At 74.9% G+C, this 20,615-nt stretch carries 14 protein-coding genes and 2 pseudogenes; 11 read left to right on the top strand and 5 right to left on the bottom strand.

Translation table 11 applies throughout. The annotated features are described in order from the left end of the window. Positions 1-21 precede the first annotated feature (21 nt). Together NX801_RS15755 and NX801_RS15750 are read right to left on the bottom strand one after the other, a co-directional pair. Positions 22-1,122: a sigma-70 family RNA polymerase sigma factor gene (locus tag NX801_RS15755; RefSeq protein ID WP_258788468.1), complete on the bottom strand. Its 1,101-nt coding sequence runs from the start codon at positions 1,120-1,122 to the stop codon at positions 22-24. Between the two features lie 693 nt (positions 1,123-1,815). Further along, positions 1,816-1,998: pseudogene (locus NX801_RS15750) on the bottom strand (helix-turn-helix domain-containing protein); the annotation flags it as partial. A gap of 149 nt (positions 1,999-2,147) precedes the next feature. Between NX801_RS15750 and NX801_RS15745 the strand changes: the two are divergent. Next, positions 2,148-4,220, top strand: coding sequence for a cell division protein PerM (locus NX801_RS15745; protein ID WP_258788348.1), 2,073 nt, complete (start codon positions 2,148-2,150; stop codon positions 4,218-4,220). A gap of 71 nt (positions 4,221-4,291) precedes the next feature. Here the strand turns inward: NX801_RS15745 and NX801_RS15740 are convergent, their stop codons facing one another. Further along, positions 4,292-5,218 carry a hypothetical protein gene (locus tag NX801_RS15740; protein WP_258788347.1) on the bottom strand — a complete coding sequence of 309 codons (927 nt, stop codon included), beginning with the start codon at positions 5,216-5,218 and terminating at the stop codon, positions 4,292-4,294. 320 nt (positions 5,219-5,538) lie between these two features. Here NX801_RS15740 and purN point away from each other — a divergent pair, with 320 nt between their 5' ends. Both purN and purH read left to right on the top strand, forming a co-directional pair. Continuing rightward, positions 5,539-6,165, top strand: coding sequence for a phosphoribosylglycinamide formyltransferase (purN, locus tag NX801_RS15735; protein WP_258788346.1), 627 nt, complete (start codon positions 5,539-5,541; stop codon positions 6,163-6,165). A 13-nt stretch (positions 6,166-6,178) separates the two neighbouring features. Next, complete coding sequence (gene purH, locus NX801_RS15730) at positions 6,179-7,810, top strand: bifunctional phosphoribosylaminoimidazolecarboxamide formyltransferase/IMP cyclohydrolase (RefSeq protein ID WP_258788345.1); 1,632 nt, start codon at positions 6,179-6,181, stop codon at positions 7,808-7,810. A 169-nt stretch (positions 7,811-7,979) separates the two neighbouring features. Here the strand turns inward: purH and NX801_RS15725 are convergent, their stop codons facing one another. Continuing rightward, on the bottom strand, positions 7,980-8,663 hold the full coding sequence (locus NX801_RS15725) for an RDD family protein (RefSeq protein ID WP_258788344.1): 684 nt from the start codon (positions 8,661-8,663) through the stop codon (positions 7,980-7,982). A gap of 350 nt (positions 8,664-9,013) precedes the next feature. Between NX801_RS15725 and NX801_RS15720 the strand changes: the two genes are divergently transcribed. The 4 genes from NX801_RS15720 (at position 9,014) to NX801_RS15700 (ending at position 14,128) form a co-directional block, all read left to right on the top strand. After that, positions 9,014-9,880 (top strand): bifunctional methylenetetrahydrofolate dehydrogenase/methenyltetrahydrofolate cyclohydrolase, encoded by an 867-nt coding sequence (locus NX801_RS15720; RefSeq protein ID WP_258788343.1) that lies wholly within the window; start codon positions 9,014-9,016, stop codon positions 9,878-9,880. A gap of 425 nt (positions 9,881-10,305) precedes the next feature. Next, positions 10,306-10,962 (top strand): DUF3017 domain-containing protein, encoded by a 657-nt coding sequence (locus NX801_RS15715; RefSeq protein WP_428986161.1) that lies wholly within the window; start codon positions 10,306-10,308, stop codon positions 10,960-10,962. A gap of 243 nt (positions 10,963-11,205) precedes the next feature. Further along, positions 11,206-12,786: a helix-turn-helix domain-containing protein gene (locus tag NX801_RS30775; RefSeq protein ID WP_309505847.1), complete on the top strand. Its 1,581-nt coding sequence runs from the start codon at positions 11,206-11,208 to the stop codon at positions 12,784-12,786. Between the two features lie 352 nt (positions 12,787-13,138). Beyond that, positions 13,139-14,128, top strand: a complete 990-nt coding sequence (locus tag NX801_RS15700) for a malate dehydrogenase (protein WP_258788341.1) — start codon at positions 13,139-13,141, stop codon at positions 14,126-14,128. Between the two features lie 99 nt (positions 14,129-14,227). Here NX801_RS15700 and NX801_RS15695 read toward each other — a convergent pair whose 3' ends face one another. After that, positions 14,228-15,529, bottom strand: coding sequence for an acyltransferase family protein (locus tag NX801_RS15695; protein WP_258788340.1), 1,302 nt, complete (start codon positions 15,527-15,529; stop codon positions 14,228-14,230). A gap of 116 nt (positions 15,530-15,645) precedes the next feature. On the opposite strand from NX801_RS15695, the pseudogene NX801_RS15690 reads away from it, so the two are divergent. The 4 genes and pseudogenes from NX801_RS15690 to NX801_RS15675 all read left to right on the top strand — a co-directional run. Then, positions 15,646-15,879, top strand: a pseudogene (locus NX801_RS15690) (helix-turn-helix transcriptional regulator); the annotation flags it as partial. A gap of 369 nt (positions 15,880-16,248) precedes the next feature. Next, on the top strand, positions 16,249-16,815 hold the full coding sequence (locus NX801_RS15685; RefSeq protein WP_258788339.1) for a hypothetical protein: 567 nt from the start codon (positions 16,249-16,251) through the stop codon (positions 16,813-16,815). Positions 16,816-17,114: 299 nt separating this feature from the next. Continuing rightward, the gene (locus tag NX801_RS15680) at positions 17,115-18,611 is read left to right on the top strand and encodes an aldehyde dehydrogenase family protein (RefSeq protein ID WP_258788338.1); all 1,497 of its coding nucleotides are present in this window, start codon (positions 17,115-17,117) and stop codon (positions 18,609-18,611) included. 141 nt (positions 18,612-18,752) lie between these two features. Next, on the top strand, positions 18,753-20,381 hold the full coding sequence (locus NX801_RS15675; RefSeq protein ID WP_258788337.1) for a GMC family oxidoreductase: 1,629 nt from the start codon (positions 18,753-18,755) through the stop codon (positions 20,379-20,381). Positions 20,382-20,615 lie beyond the last annotated feature (234 nt).

Here is a 20,615-nt window from a genome sequence, read left to right as displayed (position 1 = left end):
GGGAGCCGGTCCCGGACGGCCTCAGCGGGTGTCCGGGATCAGACGGGAGGGACCGGCCGGCTCCCCGGCCAGCCGTTTCCGGAGCGCCTCGTCCCGGGGGGTCAGCTTCTGCGGGCCGCTCAGCACCGGGGCCCCGCTCACCGGTTCGCCGGGGGCCAGTGGCGGCCGGTAGTGGTCGGGGGCGGTGACCAGGGTGAGCGCGGTCGCCCCCACGATCACCGTGGTCAGCCCGATGGCCGCCCTGGTCCAGCGCCGCACCCGCTGTTCGCTGCCGCCCCGCACCACCGCCGGCGGGGCCAGCGACAGGGTGGGGCCGGAGGTGAGCAGGATCTCAAGCCGGTGGCAGAGCAGGTCCGCGTCGGTCAGCTCGGGCACCCGCTTGGCCACGGCCGCCCGGGCGTTCAGCACCCGGTGACCGGTGGCCGGGGTGCTCGCCTCGGTCTCGGCGGCCGTGTCCGGCAGCCGCAGCCGCAGCCCGTCGTAGAGGAGCAGGGCGCGGCGGTGGGCCGGGGGCAGCTCCAGCAGCGCGGCCCGCAGCACATCGGCGGCCTTCTCCTCGACCGGCAGGTCGCAGTGCCGGTGCGCCCGGCGCAGCCGGTGCCAGGGGGAGAGCGCGTGGTCGTGGACGGCCGCCCGCACCCAGCCGACCGGGTCCCGGTCCACGGCGACCTTCGGCCACTGCTCCCAGGCCCGGTGGAACGCGTACTCGACCGACTCGCTGGACAGCGCCAGCCGCCCGGTGAGCAGATATGCCTGCTGGGCCAGGCCGGGGGCGGCGAAGCCGTAGAGGGAGTCGAACGCCTCGGCGGGGGAGAGCCGGGGCGCCTGCCCCCACCGACCACCCGGCCTGCCCGGGGCGGGGCGCGAGCCGTCGCCGTCGGCCGGGTGCGAGCCCTTGCCGCCGGCGGGGTGCGATCCCTTGCCGACGGCGGGGTGTGGACCCCCGCCGTCGGCCGGGCGCGCGTTCCCGGCCGGGGGCGGGGCCTTCTCCGTCGCAGAACGGGAGTGGGGCGCCGGCGGGGTGGTGCGGCCGGCGGGCGCCCCGCCGGTCCCGGCTCCGGGATCGGCGCCGGTGCCGGCCCTGGACCCCCGCCCGGTCCTGGTCCCGGTCCCTGTCCCCATCCCAGTCCCGCTCCCGCTCCCCGTGCCGGTCCCGATCCTGGTCTCCGTCCCGGTCTTCGTTTTCGTACCTGTTCCGGTCCGGCCCTCTGCCTCTGTCCCGGTCCTGTCCTTTGTCGCGGTCTTCGCCGGGGCCTTCGCTCCGGTCCTGGTCTTCGCCCGGGCCTTGGCCTGTGCCCCGGTCCTGGTCTTCGGGCCCGGTCGGGTCCGGTCCCGCTCCGCCGTGCCCGGCCCGGGCTTCGTGGTCTTCGCGAGGTTCGCGTTCTTCGTGGTCTTTCCGGTCTGCGCGGATGTGACCGGCTTCGGTGCGGTCCCGACCGCTTGGCCGGTCTTCTCCTCGGGCTTGTCCCGGTCCTCGCCGTGACCGGTGGCCGGCGCTCCGGCGGTGCCCGGTGCCGGTGCCAATGCCGGTTCAGGGGGCGGGGCCGGGGCGGGGGCCGGGTGCGTCGCCGGGGCCGGTGCGGAGCCGGTGCCCGCGCCGGTCTTTCCGCCGGGCTTCAGGTGTCGCCGCACCCGGGCCCACGTGCCGCCGGTCGTGGGTTCCTCCGCCGGGCCGGGCGGGCGGGTGGCTGCCCCGGCCGGCCCGTCCGGCGCCCGGCCCGGCTCCCCGGCGGGCTCCGGGCGGGGGCCGGAGGCGACCGCTCCCGGCCCTGGCCCCGGTTCCGGGGCGGGCGCGGGGGGCTGGAGCAGCGCCAGGTAGGCCTCCAGCTTTCGGCCGCGCGGGGCGGTGCGTCCGGCCTCCCAGGAGCGGATCGTCGCGGTGGTGACATCGAGCGCCCGGGCCAGCTGACCCTCGCTCAGCGAACGTGCCCGACGCAGCCCGCGCCGTTCCTCGGGCGGCGGCAGGACCGCCGGGGGGCGGGTCGTGGCCCGGGTCATGACCGGCCTCCCGCCGCGTCACCGCACTCATGCGCACCGCGCCGGAACGCACCGCTCTCTGGAAAAAATGACATAAACGTATATTGAGCGACACAACGGTCGATCGCCTGTTACATGGATACAGAGCGTGTCGTTGGCAGCATGACCGCGTGACGCAGACGCAGACCGCCGAACAGCGGTCACCCGCCTCGCTCCTGACGGCGTCGCCGGTCCCGGCCACCCGGGCCGGCCGCGCCGCCGCCCTGGTCACCGCCTGTCTGCGCGGGGTGATCGCCGCCGGCCTCGGGCTCGGCTCGCTGGCCGTGCTGGTGACCGTGCTGTGGATCAGCTCCCCGTATCCGGAGAGCGGACCGGACGGCGCCCTTCAGGTGACCGCCGGGCTCTGGCTCCTCGCGCACGGCGTCGAGCTGGTGCGGCCCGCCTCCGGCGGCCCGGCGCCGGTCGGAGTCGCCCCGCTGCTGCTCGCCACGCTGCCGCTCTGGCTGGTGTACCGGACCGCCAGGGGCGCGGTGGACGCCGAACGGCTGATCGCGGCCGGTCGGCCGGTGCCCTCCGGGCCGGGGGCGGTGGCCACGATCGGGGTGGGCTATCTGGTGGTCGCGGTGCCGGCGGTGGCCTATGCCTCGGGCGGCCCGCTCGCCGCCGATCCGCTGAGCGCCGTGCTCCATGTTCCCCCGGTCGTGGTGCTGGCGTCGGTCGCCGGGGTGTGGGCGGGACACGGCCGGCGCCCGGCCGACGCCGTGGCCGCCCTCGCCGGCCGCCGGGTTCCGGCCCGGTGGCGTACGGCGCGGGTCCGCGCCCGTACCGCCGTCGCCGTACGGGCGGCCGGGGCCGGGCTCGCGGTCCTGCTGGCCGGCGGCGCGCTGCTGGTGGCGGTGTCACTGGTGGCGCACGCGGGCGCGGCCAGGGGCGCCTTCCTGGGGCTCGCGGGGGAGTGGTCGGGCCGGGTCGCGCTGGTGCTGCTGCTCCTGGCGCTGCTCCCGAACGCGGCGGTGTGGGGGGCCGCGTACGGCCTCGGCCCCGGTTTCGCGGTCGGGACCGGGGCCCTGGCGACCCCGCTCGCGGTCACCGGGACGCCCGCGCTGCCGGTCCTGCCGCTGCTCGCCGCCGTACCGGACCCGGGCCGGGGGAGCTGGCCGCACTGGGCCGCGGCCGTGGTGCCGGTGGCGGCGGGCGCGGCCGTCGCCCGCCGCTCGGCCCGTACCGCCACGGGGTGGACCGCCCGGGGGACGGCGCTGGTCGCCGGGCTGGCGGCCGTACTGTGCGGGTGCGTCGTCGCGGTGCTGGCGGCCGTGGCGGGCGGCCCGCTCGGCACCGGCCGGCTCGCCGAGTTCGGGCCCGTCTGGTGGCGCGTGGGCGCGGCCGGCCTGGTGTGGACGGCGGTGCTCGGGGTGCCGGGCGCGCTGCTGGTACGGGCCTGGCGGCGGCGGGGCGCCCGGACCCGTACCCGCCCCGATCTGCCCCTGCCGGCCCCGCCGCCCTCGCCGCTCCCGGCGGTTCCTGCTGTCGTCGGGCGGCCGGGTGCCGAGGCGGTACCGGTCCCGGAGGCGGACGTGGTGCCGGACCCGGGGACGGGCCCGGACGTGCAGGTGGCCGTAGATGTGGATGTGGATGTGGATACGGACATGAGCCCGGGTGCGGGCCCGGACGTGGACGCGGCCCGGACCGGGGGACCGGACCCGGAACGGGACCTGGGGTCGGTGACGTACGCGGGGTCGGTGACGTACGAGTGGCGGCCGGCCGGCTGGGAGGAACCGGGTGCCCGGGCGGCGCGCTGGGCGGCGTTCAAGGAGGCCTCGGGCGAGCCGCCGGCCGCGCTTCCCGCCCCGGCGGACGCCTCCCGGGAGGACCACCCCTGGGACGGACCCCGGGAGGACGGATCCCGGGAGGACGACCCCCGGGAAGGCGACGCTCGGAAGGACGCGTCCCCGGCGGACGGGCCCTCGAAGGACTGCGGCCCGGACGGCTCGGAGGGCCCGGACGCTCCGGACGGCGCGGACGGCGCGAATGCCGCGGCCGGCCCCGATGGCGCGGAGGACCCGGCGGGGCGGGGCGGCCGGCACGACGTGGGCGGCGGCCCGGATGACGTGGACGGTACGGACGGTGGTCCGGACGAGCCGGCGGGCGACGGGTCCCTGGGGCCGGAGCCCGTCCGCCCCGCCGGGCACTCGGAGGACGAGGCTCACGGGGCCGGGCGGCGGGCGCTGTCCCCGGCGGACTGACCGGCCCGCCGGGGAGGGCGCTCCGGCCTCCCGCCCCCGCCTGCCACTCCCGCCTACTCCTGCTACTCCCGCTACTCCTGAACGCCGAAGACGTCCCGCAGCGGGGCCGGCAGCTCCTTGTTGCAGGCCAGCTGGCCGGTGCGGGTCAGGGCGTCGTCCACGCAGGTGTAGTAGTCCCGGTAGACCAGCTGCACCGTGAAGGTGGCGGCCACGATGACCAGCGCCAGCGCCGCCGTCACCAGTCCGCTCACCGCGGCCGTCCGCTGCGACCGGCCGGGGCTCGGGGTCCCGTAGCCGGGCGCCGTCCCGTAGCCGGGTGCCGGGGCGGCCGTACCGTTCGCACCGGACGCCGTACCGCCGGGTGCCGTACCGGGGGAGCCGGCCGGCGTACCGGGGGAACCGGCCGCCGTCCGTTCCGTACCGCCCGGCCGGGCGCGCAGGGAGCTGATGCCCCAGTAGAGGCCGAGGGCGCCGAGGAGCAGGGCCACCTCGGAGAAGTCGAAGATCGAGAAGAAGAACGCCCACATGCCCGAGAGCAGGGCGTACCGGGCGCGGCGCTGCGCGGGGTCGGTGGGGTCCCAGCGCGGCTTCGCCGGTCCGCCGCCCTGGCCGTTCCCCGGGCGCTGCTCGCCGCCCGGCCGGCCCCAGCCCTCCTGCTGGTCACCGCCCGGCCGGCCGCCGAAGCCACCGGAGGAGCGCCCCGGCTGGCGCGGGCTCCACTGGCTCCCCCAGCCGGACTGGCCCGGCTGCCCATCCTGTTCGCCGCCGGTGCCGGCGCCGGTGCCGGGGGAATCCGGGGAGCCGGCGGGATCCGAGGAGCCGGAGCCGGACGCGCCGGAGGAGTCCGACGAGCCGTGCGGGCCGTGGGCCGGACGGCGGGGCTGCCACGGCTGGTCGGGCCGGCCCTCGGGCGGAGGGGCGAACGGGTTGTCCTCGTCCGTCTGACGGCGGTCCCGCGGCAGGAGGTGGTCGGCCGTTCGGCGGCGTCGGTCCGGCATGTGGTGAACGTCTTCCCCTCAGACCCAGAACAAACAGGGGTCTTCTGTCGTCGTGCCCGTCCGGCTGGGGACGGCTCCGTTCCCAGACGCTACCCCCCGGTTCCGCCCCCGTCCCGTGGGGGCGGTCCGGTGTGCCGGTATCGTTGCTGACGGTCGGCGGCTTCGTAGAGTTCCCCTACTGAGGGACGCGTTTCGTTCGTACGACCGTACAAATACGTAGTCAAGCAGCCCACGAGCAGTCCACCGGGCGGTCCCGAGGTGTGCCCCGGACCGGCGGCGGACGGGCCCGCGCGGCGCCCGCAACGCGAAAAGAGTCCCCCGTGGCCGCCCCCGCCCGCCTCGTCGTCCTGGTCTCCGGATCGGGGACCAACCTCCAGGCCCTGCTCGACGCGATCGCCGCCGATCCCGACGGCTACGGCGCCCGGATCGTCGCGGTCGGCGCGGACCGGGACGCGATCGCCGGTCTCGACCGGGCCGAGCGGGCCGGGCTGCCCACCTTCGTCCGCCGCGTCAAGGACTACCCGACCCGGGACGACTGGGACCGGGCGCTGGCCGAGGCGACCGCCGCGTACCGCCCCGACCTGGTGATCTCGGCCGGGTTCATGAAGATCGTCGGCCAGGAGTTCCTGGCCCGGTTCGGCGGCCGGACGGTGAACACCCACCCGGCGCTGCTGCCCAGTTTTCCCGGTGCCCACGGGGTGCGGGACGCCCTCGCGTACGGCGCGAAGGTCACCGGGTGCACCGTCCACTTCGTCGACGACGGCGTCGACACCGGCCCGATCATCGCCCAGGGCGTGGTCGAGGTGCGGAACGAGGACGACGAGAGCGCTCTGCACGAGCGCGTCAAGGAAGTCGAGCGCTCGCTGCTCGTCGAGGTCGTGGGGCGTCTCGCCCGGCACGGCTACCGCATCGAGGGACGAAAGGTTCGTGTTGGTGACGTCGGTTAATTCGGTGGGTTCGATGGGTCCGGTGAAGTCGGAGGAGTCCGGGGAGTCCGTGAAGTCGGGAGAGCTGGTGGACCCGGTGGCCTCGGGGGAGTCGGTGAACAAGCCCATTCGTCGCGCGCTGATCAGCGTCTATGACAAGGCCGGCCTGGAGGAGCTCGCGCGCGGGCTGCACGAGGCGGGCGTGGAGCTGGTGTCCACCGGGTCCACCGCCGGGCGGATCGCCGCCGCCGGGGTGCCGGTCACCAGGGTGGAGGAGCTGACCGGCTTCCCCGAGTGCCTGGACGGCCGGGTCAAGACCCTGCACCCCCGGGTGCACGCGGGCATCCTCGCCGACCTCCGGCTGGACGCCCACCGCGAGCAGCTGGCCGAGCTGGGCGTGGCTCCGTTCGAGCTGGTCGTGGTGAACCTGTACCCGTTCCGGGAGACGGTCGCCTCGGGCGCCACCCCGGACGAGTGCGTGGAGCAGATCGACATCGGCGGCCCCTCCATGGTGCGCGCCGCCGCCAAGAACCACCCGTCGGTCGCGGTCGTCACCTCGCCCGAGCGGTACGCCGATGTGCTCGCCGCCGTCCGCACCGGCGGCTTCGACCTGGCGGCCCGCAAGCGGCTGGCCGCCGAGGCGTTCCGGCACACCGCCGCCTACGACGTGGCCGTGGCCTCCTGGTTCGCTTCCTCGTACGCCCCCGCCGACGAGAGCGGGCTGCCCGACTTCATCGGCTCCGCCTACGAGCGGGAGAACGTCCTGCGGTATGGCGAGAACCCGCACCAGGACGCGGCGCTCTACGTCTCCGGCGAGGGCGGCGGACTGGCCGGTGCCGAGCAGCTGCACGGCAAGGAGATGTCGTACAACAACTACACCGACACCGACGCCGCGCGCCGGGCCGCGTACGACCACGCCGAGCCCTGTGTGGCGATCATCAAGCACGCCAACCCTTGCGGCATCGCGGTCGGCGCCGATGTGGCCGAGGCGCACCGCAAGGCGCACGCCTGCGACCCGCTCTCCGCGTTCGGCGGGGTGATCGCGGTCAACCGGCCGGTGTCGGTGGCGATGGCCGAGCAGGTGGCCGAGATCTTCACCGAGGTCGTGGTCGCCCCCGGCTACGAGGACGGCGCCGTCGAGGTGCTGGCCCGCAAGAAGAACATCCGGGTGCTCCGCGCCCCCGGCGCCCCCGCCGGCGCGGTCGAGGTCAAGCCCATCGACGGCGGGGTGCTGGTGCAGGCGGCCGACCGGCTCCAGGCCGAGGGCGACGACCCGGCCAATTGGACGCTCGCCGCCGGTGAGCCGCTCTCCGCCGACGAACTGGCCGAGCTGGCGTTCGCCTGGCGGGCCTGCCGGGCCGTCAAGTCCAACGCCATCCTGCTCGCCAAGGACGGCGCCAGCGTGGGTGTGGGCATGGGCCAGGTGAACCGGGTGGACTCCGCCAAGCTGGCCGTCGAACGGGCCGGCGCCGAGCGGGGCCGGGGGTCGTACGCCGCCTCCGACGCCTTCTTCCCGTTCCCAGACGGGCTGGAGATCCTCACCTCGGCTGGTGTCAGGGCCGTGGTGCAGCCGGGCGGTTCGGTCCGTGACGAGCAGGTGGTGGAGGCGGCGCGGGCGGCCGGCGTGACGATGTACTTCACCGGCACCCGCCACTTCTTCCACTGACTCCCGATCACGGGAACGGGAACGGGAACGGGAACGGGCACGGGCACGGAACGGGGCCGCGCCGCACCGCCGGACGGCGGGTGGCGCGGCCCCCGGGCCGAGAGGTCGTGCCGGGCGGTCCGCCCGGCACGACCTCTCGGCGTGCCCGTTGTGCGGGGTCGCCTGTCGCTCAGCCCTTGTTGACCTTGATGACGACGGTGCTGCACACCTTGTCGGCGAAGGTCTGGTTCTTGTCGTCCCAGAGCGGCCACAGCCAGCCGAGGTAGCAGGCGATGCTGTCCAGGAAGTGGGCCAGCTTGCGCACGAAGGCGAAGCCGAAACCGAGGGTGCGGCCGTCCGCCTCGCGCAGCAGGCTGATGCCGAGGACCTTCTTGCCGATGCTCTGGCCGGTGCTGCCTTCCTTGATCAGCTGGAAGATCGCCATGCCGATCATGTAGACGAAGCCGAGCAGGCCCAGGATCGTGGCGAACGCGGAGTTCTCGCCCGCCGCGGCGCCGATGCCCGAGAGCAGGTACATCGGGCCCATGATGATCAGCATGTCGAGCAGATAGGCGCCGACGCGCTGCCCCCAGTGGGCCAGCGGCGGCAGCCCGCCGCCCATGCCCATCGGCGGTATCGGGGCCTGCGGGTACGCGCCGTACGGCTGGCCCGGCTGCTGGGGGTAGCCGTAGCCGGGCTGACCGCCCTGCGGGGGCACGCCACCGGGCGCCTGCTGCGGGTAGCCGTAGCCCGGCTGACCGGCCGGCGGCTGCGGCTGCCCATAGGGCTGCGGGGGCTGGCCGTACGGCTGCTGGGGCTGCTGGGGCTGCTGAGGCTGCTGCGAGTAAGGATTGTTCGGATCGCCGAAGCTCATGGCGAAATCCCTCCGTTGTGAATCGGGGACGAAGCGGTTCGAGGCGGAGGAACTTCACAATTTGAGCGGTTTGCTCCCCCCTGCGCACCCGCGTATTGCGCCGATCATCGTTGTATTAACGCCGACTTTTTGTCCAGTCGGAGGCGAGTCGGGGCCGCACCATGCCGTTCAGCACCGCCCACTGCCGCTCACCACCGCTCGGTGTCACTCAGCGCCGCGCCCCGGTGCGCGGACGTGATCGGCGGTGATCGGCTGGTGCTGGGCCGGTGATCGGCGCTGGACGACCCGGGGGGGATTCCGGTGCCGAGGCGAATTGGAACCGGGCACCGTCATCCGCGAGGATGGGCCGTATGACCGCCCAGATTCTCGATGGCAAGGCCGCCGCGGCCGCGATCAAGTCCGAACTGGCCGCCCGTGTGGCGGCCCTCAAGGCCCGAGGGGTGACGCCCGGCCTCGGCACGATCCTGGTCGGGGACGATCCGGGCAGCCAGAAGTACGTCGCGGGCAAGCACCGCGACTGCGCGGAGGTCGGTATCGCCTCCATCCAGCGCGAACTTCCCGCCACCGCCACCCAGGAGGACATCGAGGCGGTCGTCCGGGAGCTCAACGACGACCCGGAGTGCACCGGTTACATCGTCCAGCTCCCGCTGCCCAAGGGCATCGACGAGAACCGGATCCTGGAGCTGATGGACCCGGCGAAGGACGCCGACGGGCTGCACCCGACCAACCTGGGCCGTCTGGTGCTCAACGAGCCCGCCCCGCTGCCCTGCACGCCCAACGGCATCATCCGGCTGCTGCGGGCGCACGGGGTGGAGCTCAACGGCGCCGAGGTCGTCGTGGTCGGACGCGGCACCACCATCGGCCGCCCGATGCCGCTGCTGCTGACCCGCAAGTCCGAGAACGCCACGGTCACCCAGTGCCACACCGGCACCCGCGACCTCGCCGCGCATCTGCGCCGGGCCGACATCATCGTGGCCGCCGCCGGGGTGCCGCACCTGATCAAGCCCGAGCACGTCAAGCCGGGCGCGGCCATCCTGGACGTGGGCGTCAGCCGGGACGAGAACGGCAAGATCGTCGGGGATGTGCACCCGGGGGTCAACGAGGTCGCCGGGTGGCGCGCCCCCAACCCGGGCGGTGTCGGCCCGATGACCCGCGCGCTGCTGCTGGTCAATGTCGTCGAGGCGGCCGAGCGCGCCGTGTCCGCCGCCGCGAACTGAGCCTGGAGGGCGGACCCATGGGCGTACGGGCGAACGACGGGCCGCCGCCCGCCGCGCCGGACGGCGGCGTGCCTCAGCGCACCGCGCCGGATCGCGACCGGGCGACCGGCGCTCCGGCGGGCGCCTCCGGCACGGAGGTCGCGGGCACGGAGACCACCGGCACAGAGGTCGCGGGCCGGGACCTGCCCGGCCGGGACCTGTCCGGTGCGGGTGGCTCCGGTGAGGGCGTTTCCGGTACGGCTCCGATCCCGGACGATCCTTCATCGGGCGGTCCGGCCCCGAAGGGTTCCGCGCCGGACGGCCCGGTGCCGGACGATCGCGCGTCGGTCGGCCCGGTGTCGGTCGGCCCCGCGTCGGACCGACCGGCCTCGGACGATCCCGCGTCGGACCGACCGGTGTCGGAGGCGACCGCTTCGCCGGACGGACTGGTGTCGGACGATCCCGCGTCGGGCCGACCGGCCTCGGACGATCGCGCGTCGGACCGACCGGTGTCGGAGGCGACCGCTTCGCCGGACGGTCCGGTGCCGTTCGATCCCGCGTCGGACCGTCCGCTGTCGGAGGGGTCCGCGCCGGGCGGCTCCGCGCCGGATGCTCCTGGGCCGGAAGGCCCCGTGTCGGACGGCCTCGCCCCGGGCGGCGGCCCTTCGGACGGCGGCTCCTCGGAGGACTCGGGCGCCGGGGCCGGGCGGACGCGCCGTCCGCCGACGCTGACCCGGGACACCGCCCGGCCCGAGGGCGGTGGCCGGGCCGCGGCCGGTGACGCCCCGGCGCCCGCCCGTCAGTGGCCGCTGCTCACGGTGCTCGGCATGACCGGGCTCGGCCTGTTGGTGGTCGGCTGGGACCCGTTCGCCGAAGCGTCCCGGATCGGCGCCATCCTGATCGGGGTCGCCCTGCTCACCGGTGCCGTACTGCGCCGGACCGTGGCGTCGGTGGGGATGCTGGCCGTCCGGTCCCGCTTCACCGACATGGCCACCTACGGGGTGCTCGGCGGCGGCATCGTGCTGCTCTCGCTGATGACGCAGCCCCATCCCTGGCTGGAGGTCCCGTTCCTGGAGGAGGCCGTCCACTTCGCGGTCCGCTGAGGGGCCGTCCGCCTCCGCCGAAGGACCGGGAGCGCGGCTGAACCGACGACGACCGTCCCCACCCCCGAGGAAGGACGGGCGCCGCCGGAGTGTCTTCTCAGCGTCATGCACGTGCCAAGAAGGATCAAGGCGCCGGGGAGCGCTGTGGCACGGAGGTGACCATTCCGGTACGTCGCGGTCGCCGTTCGGCGGATGCGAAACTGGGCGGCACGCCCGGAACATGAGCAAGTGCAGGGGGAACCGGTGTCGCGTTGGAAGCCGTTGCCGGAGAAGTTGGACCCGCGAATCGCGGAGTTCGCCGGACAGCTCCGGGGAGTGGTCGACCGGGGTGGTCCCGGTCTGGCGGCCGTCGCCCGGCGTACCGGCTACAGCCGTACGTCCTGGGAACGCTATCTGAACGGCCGGCTGCACCCGCCGCAGGGCGCCGTGCTCGCGCTGGCCGAGGCGACCGGTGCCGAGGCGGCGCACCTGACCACCCTGTGGGAGCGGGCCGGCCGGGCGTGGAGCGACGCCGGGGCGCCCCCGGACACCACGGCCGAGGCGCTCCGGGCGGCCGAGGCGCGTGCCGCCCTGGAGGCCGCTGCCCCGGGGGCCGCCGCCGCTCCGGCCGCCGCCGGCAAGCGCCGGGGTCCGCGCCTGGCGGCGCTCTCCGCCCTGCTGCCAGGGAAGCGCGGCACCGGACGCCCGGCCGCCGGACCGACGACCGCCGCCCCGGGCACGGGCGCGGGCACGAGTGGGCGTACGAACCCGGGTACGGCAACGGCCCCGGCGGCGGGCCCCGGTACGGCCTCCGCCACCCCGCCGACGTCCGGCCGGGCCGCCGCCCAGTCGCTCAGCAAGGGCGGCTCCGCCAAGGGCGCCCCCGCCAGGAGCGGGTCCGCCGCGACCGCCTCCGCCAAGGGCACCTCCGCCTCCGGCGCCGAGGGGGCGCCGTCCTCCGGCAAGGTGGCGTGGCCGACCGCCACCCCCGGGCCGGACCTGGCCGTGTGGTCGGCTCTCACCAAGTCCGGTGCCCCCCAGTCCGGTGCCCCCCAGCCCGGCGCCGCCAAGTCCGGTGCCGCCGCCGGGGAGGCCCGGCCCGCCGGGAGCGCGATATCCAAGGGTGCCGGGAACCCGTCCGCCGCCCCGGCGCCCACCTCCGCCGCCCCCGCCGACGGTGCCCCCGCCCAGCCGGGAGCCGCCTCCGCCGGGTCCGCGCCGACCGGCACCCCGGCCCCGGCCGCCGACAAGGCCGCCGCCACCCCGCCGGCCACCGCCACCACCGCCGGCTCGGCCTCCGCCCCCGCCGCGCCCCGGGCCACCGGCTGGCGGGCGGTCCTGCCGACCGTGCTCTCCGGGGCGCTCGGCGCGCTGCTGGTGATCGTCGCGACCGTGCTGCTGACCGGCTCCTGGGGCGGCTTCGGGTTCGGCGGGGACGACCGGGGACAGGGCGCCGCCCCCTCCGCGCCCGCGCCCGGGCGGTCGGCCGCCTCCCTGCCGCCCGGGGTGCGCTGCTCCGGGGCCGGGTGCACCGGCAAGGACCCGGAGGCCATGGGGTGCGGCGGCGCCCACGCCACCACGGTGGCCGCCCGGGCGGTCGGGGCCGGGGCGGTCGAGATCCGGTACAGCAAGGTGTGCGGCGCCGCCTGGGCCCGGCTCACCCGGGCCGACGCCGGTGACCGGGTGACCCTCACCGTGAACGGCACCACCCGGGAGGGTGAGGCGGCCGGGACCTCCGACGCCTACACCCCGATGGTGGCGGTGCCCGGCAAGGCGCGCCCGACCGCCTGCGCCGTGCGGCCCGACGGCTCCCGGAACTGCGCCACCCCCCTGACCGGCGGCTGACCGGCAGGGCGACCGACCGGCACCTGACCGGCAGGGCGACCGACCGGCACCTGACCGGCACGGCGACCGACCGGCACCTGACCGGCACCCGGAATCGCGCCACCTCCCCCCACCCCGCGCACGGCACAGCTGCCCGAGCGGTGCGGAGCGGAGTCGTACCCTCGTTCGTTCCCCCGTCCCGGCCCGCACCCGAAGGGGTGAGACGGGACACAAGGGGGCAGGGGTTCGGGCACGCCGGGGTCGGATAGCCTGACCGCTGGATATCTCTTCACGTCGAGACACCGATCGATCATGGGGATGTCCAGCACCAGGGGCAGGGACCCCCACCGCCAGCTGTCTTACGGAGATCGCCATGACCCGCACTCCCGTGAATGTCACCGTGACCGGCGCGGCCGGCCAGATCGGTTACGCACTGCTCTTCCGCATCGCCTCCGGCCACCTGCTCGGCGCGGACGTGCCGGTCAAGCTGCGCCTCCTGGAGATCCCGCAGGGCCTCAAGGCCGCCGAGGGCACGGCGATGGAGCTCGACGACTGCGCCTTCCCGCTGCTGCGCGGCATCGAGATCACCGACGACCCGAACGTCGCCTTCGCCGGCGCCAACGTCGCGCTGCTGGTCGGCGCCCGCCCGCGCACCAAGGGCATGGAGCGCGGCGACCTGCTGGAGGCCAACGGCGGCATCTTCAAGCCGCAGGGCAAGGCCATCAACGACCACGCCGCCGACGACATCAAGGTCCTGGTCGTGGGCAACCCGGCCAACACCAACGCGCTCATCGCGCAGGCCGCCGCCCCGGACGTGCCGGCCGAGCGCTTCACCGCGATGACCCGGCTGGACCACAACCGCGCCATCTCGCAGCTGGCCGCGAAGACCGGCGCCGCCGTCTCCGACATCAAGAAGCTGACGATCTGGGGCAACCACTCGGCCACCCAGTACCCGGACATCTTCCACGCGGAGATCGCCGGCAAGAACGCCGCCGAGACCGTCGACGACGAGGCGTGGCTGGCCGACACCTTCATCCCGACCGTCGCCAAGCGCGGCGCCGCGATCATCGAGGCCCGGGGCGCCTCCTCGGCCGCCTCCGCCGCCAACGCCGCCATCGACCACGTGCACACCTGGGTCAACGGCACCGCCGCCGGCGACTGGACCTCCATGGGCATCCCCTCGGACGGCTCCTACGGCGTCCCGGAGGGCCTGATCTCCTCCTTCCCGGTCACCTGCAAGGACGGCAAGTACGAGATCGTCCAGGGCCTGGAGATCAACGAGTTCTCCCGCACCCGCATCGACGCCTCGGTGCAGGAGCTGGCGGAGGAGCGCGACGCCGTGCGCGGTCTCGGCCTGCTCTGACGCCCCGGCCCGGCCCGCCGGGACCGCCCGCCCGGCCCCCGGTCGCCACGTCCCGGGTGCTACGGCTCGGGCCACGTCCCGGGTGCTACGGCCCCGGTGCTACGGCTCCACCACCTCACCGCGCCCCCGGTGGCTCTCCAGCCGCCGGGGGCGCGGTGTCTCCGCCGACGGGGTGACGGCCCCCGTCCCGATCGCTGTCCCCGGCTCCGGCCCCGGTCCCGTCCCAGTCGCTGTCGCCGTCCCGGTCGTCGTTGCTGTCGTCGTCGCTGCCGCCGGGGGCCGGGGCGCCGTCGCCGGGCCGGTGTACGGGCGCCGCAGCCGCAGGAACGGCAGTTCCACCGCGTGGTACGTGACGAACGACAGCGCCAGCGTGACCGGCAGCGCCACCAGCAGGGCGGCGGCGAACGCGCCCCACACCGGCGGCAGTCCGGCCGGCCACCAGTCCGGCCGGTCCCGGGGGACGTACGCGCACAGCGCGGTGAGCACCATGAAGTGCGTCAGATACACCGAGAAGCTGACCTCGCCCACCCGGGCCACCGCGCGCGAAACCGCCCCGTGCGCCGGGCCGTTGGCGACGTACCCCGCCACCACCAGCGCCCAGACGGCCCCTTCCGTACCGCTCCAGAGCAACTTCAGCGGGCTGTCGGAGACATACCCGTGCAGTTGGTTGAAGGCCCACAGGGTGGCCACCGCCAGCGTCAGGGCGCCCGGCACCAGCCAGCGGGAGCGCAGCCGTTCGCGGTGGTGCAGAAAGGCCCAGGCGGCCAGCATCCCCAGCAGGAACTGGTCGATCCGCCCGGCCAGTCCCAGATAGAGCGCGGCCGTGTCCGGCACGGGGCCCGGGGCGCTCAGCCAGACCAGTGCCCGCAGCAGCGCGACCGCGCCCAGCAGCCGGAGCAGGGCGCCGGGCCCGCGCTCGGTGAGCAGCCGGTTGAGCAGCGGGAAGACCAGATAGAACTGCATCTCCACACAGAGCGTCCAGAACACCCCGCCGTACGGCTGGACGGGGGTGGCGAGAGTGGCGATGCGCAGCAGCTCCCCGGCGTCCGGCAGCGCCACCCGGGTGGCCGTCCCGAGCACGGCGACGACCAGATAGAGCGGGTAGATCCGCAGCAGCCGGTTGGCGAGGAAGCGGCCGGCCCGCACCGGCCGGCCGTGCGCACCCACGGTGAAGACGAAGCCCGACAGCACCATGAACAGGGCCACCGCGGTGTGCCCCTCGAAGACCAGCGCGGCCAGCGGATTGGCGGAGTAGAGCCAGTCGGTGCCGGGTGAGAAGGCGCGGTGCTCCAGCCGGGCGCCGATCAGCTGGCAGCCGTGGTACAGCACGACCAGCACGGCGGCCCCGGCGCGCAGATGGTCGACGGGGGCGAGATAGACGCGATCGTCGCTGCTGCGCATGGACCGCACCCTAGGCACGCCCGGCCGCCCGGACGGGGGAGTGGAGCCGGTCCCGTCATGATCCTCATCCGAACGGATCATTGCGTAAGTGCGATCAAATGTAGTACTTCTTATACATGAGCGAGCAGGTACACAACAGGCTGGCGGTGATCCGGGCGGAGCGGAAGGTGTCACGCCAGGCGCTGGCCGAGGCCGTCGGTGTCCACTACCAGACCGTCGGCTACATCGAGCGGGGCCAGTACAACCCCAGCCTCGATTTGGCACTGCGGCTCGCCGCGCACTTCGAGCTGCCGGTGGAGGCGCTGTTCTCGCTGGAGCCGTTCCCGCCGCTCACCGCCACGGTCTACGGCGCCGGACCGGCGGCCACGACCGGATCGGGGCCCTCGGCCGGGTTCGGGTCCATGACCGGGCCGGGGTCCACCACCGGGCCGGCGGCCGGCGCCGCCTCGTCCGGCGCCGGAGCCGTTCCGGCCGGCGAACCGGCCTGACCCGGGACCCGGCGGCCCCTGACCCGGCCCGGCGGCCCGAGGCCTGATCCGGCGGCCCCTGGCCTGACCCGGCTGCCTCCGGCTCGGGCCCGTACCCGGCCCGCCCGGGAACCGCGGGCCCGCACCGCCGCGCGACCGACCGACGCGCGGCCCCGCACCACCCCGCGACACCGCACCACCAGCGGCAGCACCGTGACACCGCACCACCGCACCACTTACGGGAGGGACCCCATGACCACCGACGCCACCGGCACCACCGGCGCGACCCGCTACGACCGGCGCATGTACGCGCTCATGAACCGCACCGAGGCGGTCTCCTGGTGGGCCACCGCCGGGCGCCGCCGGGCCTGGGTGGCGCTGCACATGGTGCTGACCGCCGCCCTGGTCCCGGCCTGGCTCGGCTCCGTCCACGGCGACTCGCTCCCGGCCGTCTGGGCCCTGCCGCTCCTGACGCTGCCCTGGTGCGTGGCGATGGGTGTGATCAACGGCTGCACCCGGGGCCTCTTCGAGCTGCGCGGCCGGATGCTGGACGAGCGCCAGCTCGCCGAGCGTGACCAGGTGCGGGCGGTCGCGCACCGGATCACCACCGCCCTGCTGCTCGCCGCCGCGACCGCCGCCGGGCTGCTCACCCGGCTCACGGACGTACGCCTCGACGGGCTGCTCTTCCCGGTGCTCTTCGCGGCGCTGATCGTGGTGTGGATGACCCCCCGCTGGACGGCCGCGCTCCGGGTCCGCGGCGACCTCCGCGACGAGGCCCGGGAGGACTTCCGCGACGACCTCCACGGCGCCTCGGAGTAGTCCGGCGTAGCCCGGCAGCGGCCCCCGTGGCGGCTCTCGCGGCCGCCCGCGCGGCGGCTTCCATGGACCGGTCGATGGGCCCGGCGACCGCGCCCGGCCTCCCGCCGATCGCGTGACGGCACCGTCGCCGGCTGCGAGGGCGTACCGTACCGCCGTCCTCCCGGACGTGAGCAAGCCCACTTTCAGGCGGAGTTCGCGCATGCTTTCCCGCCCTCGGGGCAGGCACCCCGGTCGCTGACCCGGGTCACCGGCCCGGTCGGCGCGAGACATCCCCGGGAAGACGGAAGGCGATACGCGACGTGTCGGAGCAACACACCATCCATGTGGGCGGAAGGTGGCGGGCCGCCGCCTCCGGAGCCACGCGGGACATCCTCGACCCCGCCGACGCCACGACCCTGGCGGTCGTCGCGGAGGGCGGCGCCGAGGACACCGACGCCGCGATCGCCGCCGCGCGTACCGCCTTCGACACCGGCGCCTGGCCCGGCACTCCGGTCGCGGAGCGCGCCGCGCTGCTGCGCCGGGTGGCGGACCTCCTCCAGCGCGACCGGGAGAAGCTCGGCCTGCTGGAGGCCCGGGACGCCGGAAAGACCGTCGAGGAGGGGCGCGTCGACATCGACTGCGTCACCGACGCCTTCCGCTACTTCGCGGACCTGGTCGTCGGTGAGGGGGCCGGCCGGGTGGTGGACGCCGGTTCGCCGGACATCCACAGCGTGGTCGTCCATGAGCCGGTCGGTGTCTGTGCCCTGATCACCCCCTGGAACTACCCCCTTCTCCAGGCGAGTTGGAAGATCGCTCCGGCGCTGGCGGCGGGCAACACCTTTGTCGTCAAGCCCAGCGAGATCACCCCGCTCACCACCATGGCGCTGATCGACCTGCTCACCGAGGCGGGGCTGCCGGCCGGAGTGGCCAACCTGGTGACCGGCCCCGGCGACCCGGTCGGCGCCCGGATGGCCGAACACCCCGATGTGGACCTGATCTCCTTCACCGGCGGCATCGTCAGCGGCACCAAGGTGATGCGCGCCGCCGCCGACACGGTGAAGAAGGTCGCCCTCGAACTGGGCGGCAAGAACCCCAATGTGGTCTTCGCGGACGCCTGCGCCACCGACGAGGGCTTCGACACCGCCGTCGACCAGGCTCTGAACGCCGCCTTCATCCACAGCGGCCAGGTCTGCTCGGCCGGTTCCCGGCTGATCGTGCAGGAGTCGGTCCGGGAGCGGTTCGTCACCGAACTCGCCCGCCGCGCCGAGAAGATCAGGATCGGCCGGGGCACCGAGAAGGGCGTCGAGTGCGGTCCGCTGGTCTCCGCCCAGCAGCTCGCCAGGACCGAGGAGTACGTGGCCTCCGCCCTCGCCGAGGGCGCCGTGCTGCGGGCCGGCGGCGAGCGGCCCACCGGGGCCGAGTACGGCGAGGGCTACTTCTACCGGCCGACCGTCCTGGACCGCTGCCACCGCCGGATGCGGGTCATCCGCGAGGAGGTCTTCGGACCGGTCCTCACCGTCGAGACCTTCCGCACCGAGGACGAGGCCGTCGCCCTCGCCAACGACACCGAGTACGGCCTCGCCGGCGGTGTCTGGACCTCCGACGCCGGACGCGCCCGCCGGGTCGCCGCCCGGCTGCGCCACGGCACCGTCTGGATCAACGACTTCCACCCCTACCTGCCGCAGGCGGAGTGGGGCGGCTTCGGCAAGAGCGGCATCGGCCGCGAGCTGGGCCCGGCCGGACTGGCCGAGTACCGCGAGACCAAGCACGTCTACCAGAACCTCGCCCCGCGCCCCGTGCGCTGGTTCGCGGGCTGAAGCGCCGAAGCGCCAGAACGCCGACGCGGCGAAGCGCTGAGGCGCGGCGCCCGGGGCGGGCCCCGGTCACACTCCGGGGCCTGCCCCGGGCGCCCGCCGCACCGAAGCGCTGAAAACCGGAAATCGGGACAGGAAAACAACATGAACACCGGCAACACCCCCACCCCCAACCCCGGCTCCACCACCGGGAACAGCTCCGAGCAGGAGCACGACTCCGCGTACGAGCACGAGCAGGACCCCGCTTACGAGCACGAGCACGAGTACGACTACGTCATCGTCGGCGGCGGCACCGCCGGGTCCGTGATCGCGCACCGCCTCAGCGCCGACCCGGGCACCACCGTCGCCGTCATCGAGGGCGGCCCCTCCGACGTGGACCGCCCGGATGTGCTCACCCTGCGCCGCTGGATGGGCCTGCTCGGCGGCGACTTGGACTACGACTACCCCACCACCGAGCAGCCGCGCGGCAATTCGCACATCCGCCACAGCCGCGCCCGGGTGCTCGGCGGCTGCTCCTCGCACAACACCCTGATCTCCTTCAAGCCGCTCCCCTCCGACTGGGACGAGTGGGAGGAGTCGGGTGCCACCGGCTGGAACGCGGCCGCCATGGACCCGTACTACGACCGGCTGCTCAACAACATCGTCTCGGTGGACGAGAAGGACCGGAACGCCATCGCCCGCGACTTCGTGGACGCGGCGCGGAAGGCGCTGGACGTCCCGCGCGTGGAGGGCTTCAACGCCCAGCCGTTCCACGAGGGCACCGGCTTCTTCGACCTCGCCTACCACCCGGAGAACAACAAGCGTTCCTCCGCCTCGGTGGCGTATCTCCACCCGGTCATGGACGAGCGGGCCAACCTGCGGATCTTCCTGGAGACCTGGGCGTACAAGCTGGAGCTGGACGGCGACCGGGCCCGCGGCGTCCACGTCCGCGACAAGGACGGCGCCGAGCGGCTGCTGACCGCCCGCCGCGAGGTGCTGGTCTGCGCGGGCGCGGTGGACACGCCCCGGCTGCTGATGCACTCCGGCATCGGGCCGCGCCAGGACCTGGAGGCGCTGGGCATCCCGGTCGTCCACGACCTGCCGGGTGTCGGTGAGAACCTGCTGGACCACCCGGAGTCGGTCATCGTCTGGGAGACCGAGGGGCCGCTGCCGGAGAACTCCGCGATGGACAGCGACGCCGGGCTCTTCGTGCGCCGCGACCCCGAGTCGCGCGGGCCGGATCTGATGTTCCACTTCTACCAGATCCCCTTCACCGACAACCCCGAGCGGCTGGGCTACCAGCGCCCCGAGCACGGCGTGTCGATGACCCCGAACATCCCCAAGCCGCGCAGCCGGGGCCGGCTCTACCTCACCTCGGCCGACCCCGAGGTGAAGCCCGCCCTGGACTTCCGCTACTTCACCGACGAGGACGACTACGACGGCCGCACCCTGGTCGACGGCATCCGGATCGCCCGTGAGGTCGCGAAGGCCGAGCCGCTGGCCAAGTGGCTGAAGCGCGAGGTCTGCCCGGGACCCGAGGTCACCGGCGACGAGGAACTGAGCGAGTACGCCCGCAAGGTCGCCCACACCGTCTACCACCCGGCCGGCACCTGCAAGATGGGCGCCCCCGACGACGACATGGCCGTCGTCACCCCTGAGTTGAAGATCCGAGGGCTGAAGGGGATCCGGATCGCGGATGCCTCGGTGTTCCCGACGATGCCCGCCGTCAACCCGATGATCGGAGTCCTCATGGTCGGAGAGAAGTGTGCCGAGCTGCTGGGAGGCGATGCGTGATGAGCAGCCCCAGTATCCCGGGCGTCCCCGGTACCGAGCGCGCGTCCCGTACCGCCGGGTCCGCCAACTCCCCGCAGGAGCCGGCTGCCAGAGCCTCGGCGCCGGCCCGGTCCCCCCGGAACCCGGCCCCCGCCCCCGTACCTGAGGCCACCCCCGCGACCGCCGCCACCGGTCCGGCCGCCCCCGCCACCGGCCCGGCCGCCCCCGCGACCGCCGACGCGCCCACCGACCGGA

This window comes from Streptomyces pyxinae (genome assembly GCF_024756275.1).
Taxonomy (GTDB): domain Bacteria; phylum Actinomycetota; class Actinomycetes; order Streptomycetales; family Streptomycetaceae; genus Streptomyces; species Streptomyces pyxinae.
Note: the sequence above shows the minus strand (reverse complement) of the source record. Positions and strands in the feature narration are given on the sequence as shown.

Excerpts from the sequence above, each read along its gene's own strand:
- NX801_RS15740 (WP_258788347.1), bottom strand. The coding sequence starts at position 5,218 with ATGCCGGACCGACGCCGCCGAACGGCCGACCACCTCCTGCCGCGGGAC.
- purH (WP_258788345.1), top strand. The coding sequence starts at position 6,179 with ATGGGTCCGGTGAAGTCGGAGGAGTCCGGGGAGTCCGTGAAGTCGGGA.
- NX801_RS15685 (WP_258788339.1), top strand. The coding sequence starts at position 16,249 with ATGACCACCGACGCCACCGGCACCACCGGCGCGACCCGCTACGACCGG.
- NX801_RS15675 (WP_258788337.1), top strand. The coding sequence starts at position 18,753 with ATGAACACCGGCAACACCCCCACCCCCAACCCCGGCTCCACCACCGGG.
- NX801_RS15695 (WP_258788340.1), bottom strand. The coding sequence starts at position 15,529 with ATGCGCAGCAGCGACGATCGCGTCTATCTCGCCCCCGTCGACCATCTG.
- NX801_RS15755 (WP_258788468.1), bottom strand. The coding sequence starts at position 1,122 with ATGGGGACAGGGACCGGGACCAGGACCGGGCGGGGGTCCAGGGCCGGC.
- NX801_RS15700 (WP_258788341.1), top strand. The coding sequence starts at position 13,139 with ATGACCCGCACTCCCGTGAATGTCACCGTGACCGGCGCGGCCGGCCAG.
- NX801_RS15720 (WP_258788343.1), top strand. The coding sequence starts at position 9,014 with ATGACCGCCCAGATTCTCGATGGCAAGGCCGCCGCGGCCGCGATCAAG.
- NX801_RS15725 (WP_258788344.1), bottom strand. The coding sequence starts at position 8,663 with ATGAGCTTCGGCGATCCGAACAATCCTTACTCGCAGCAGCCTCAGCAG.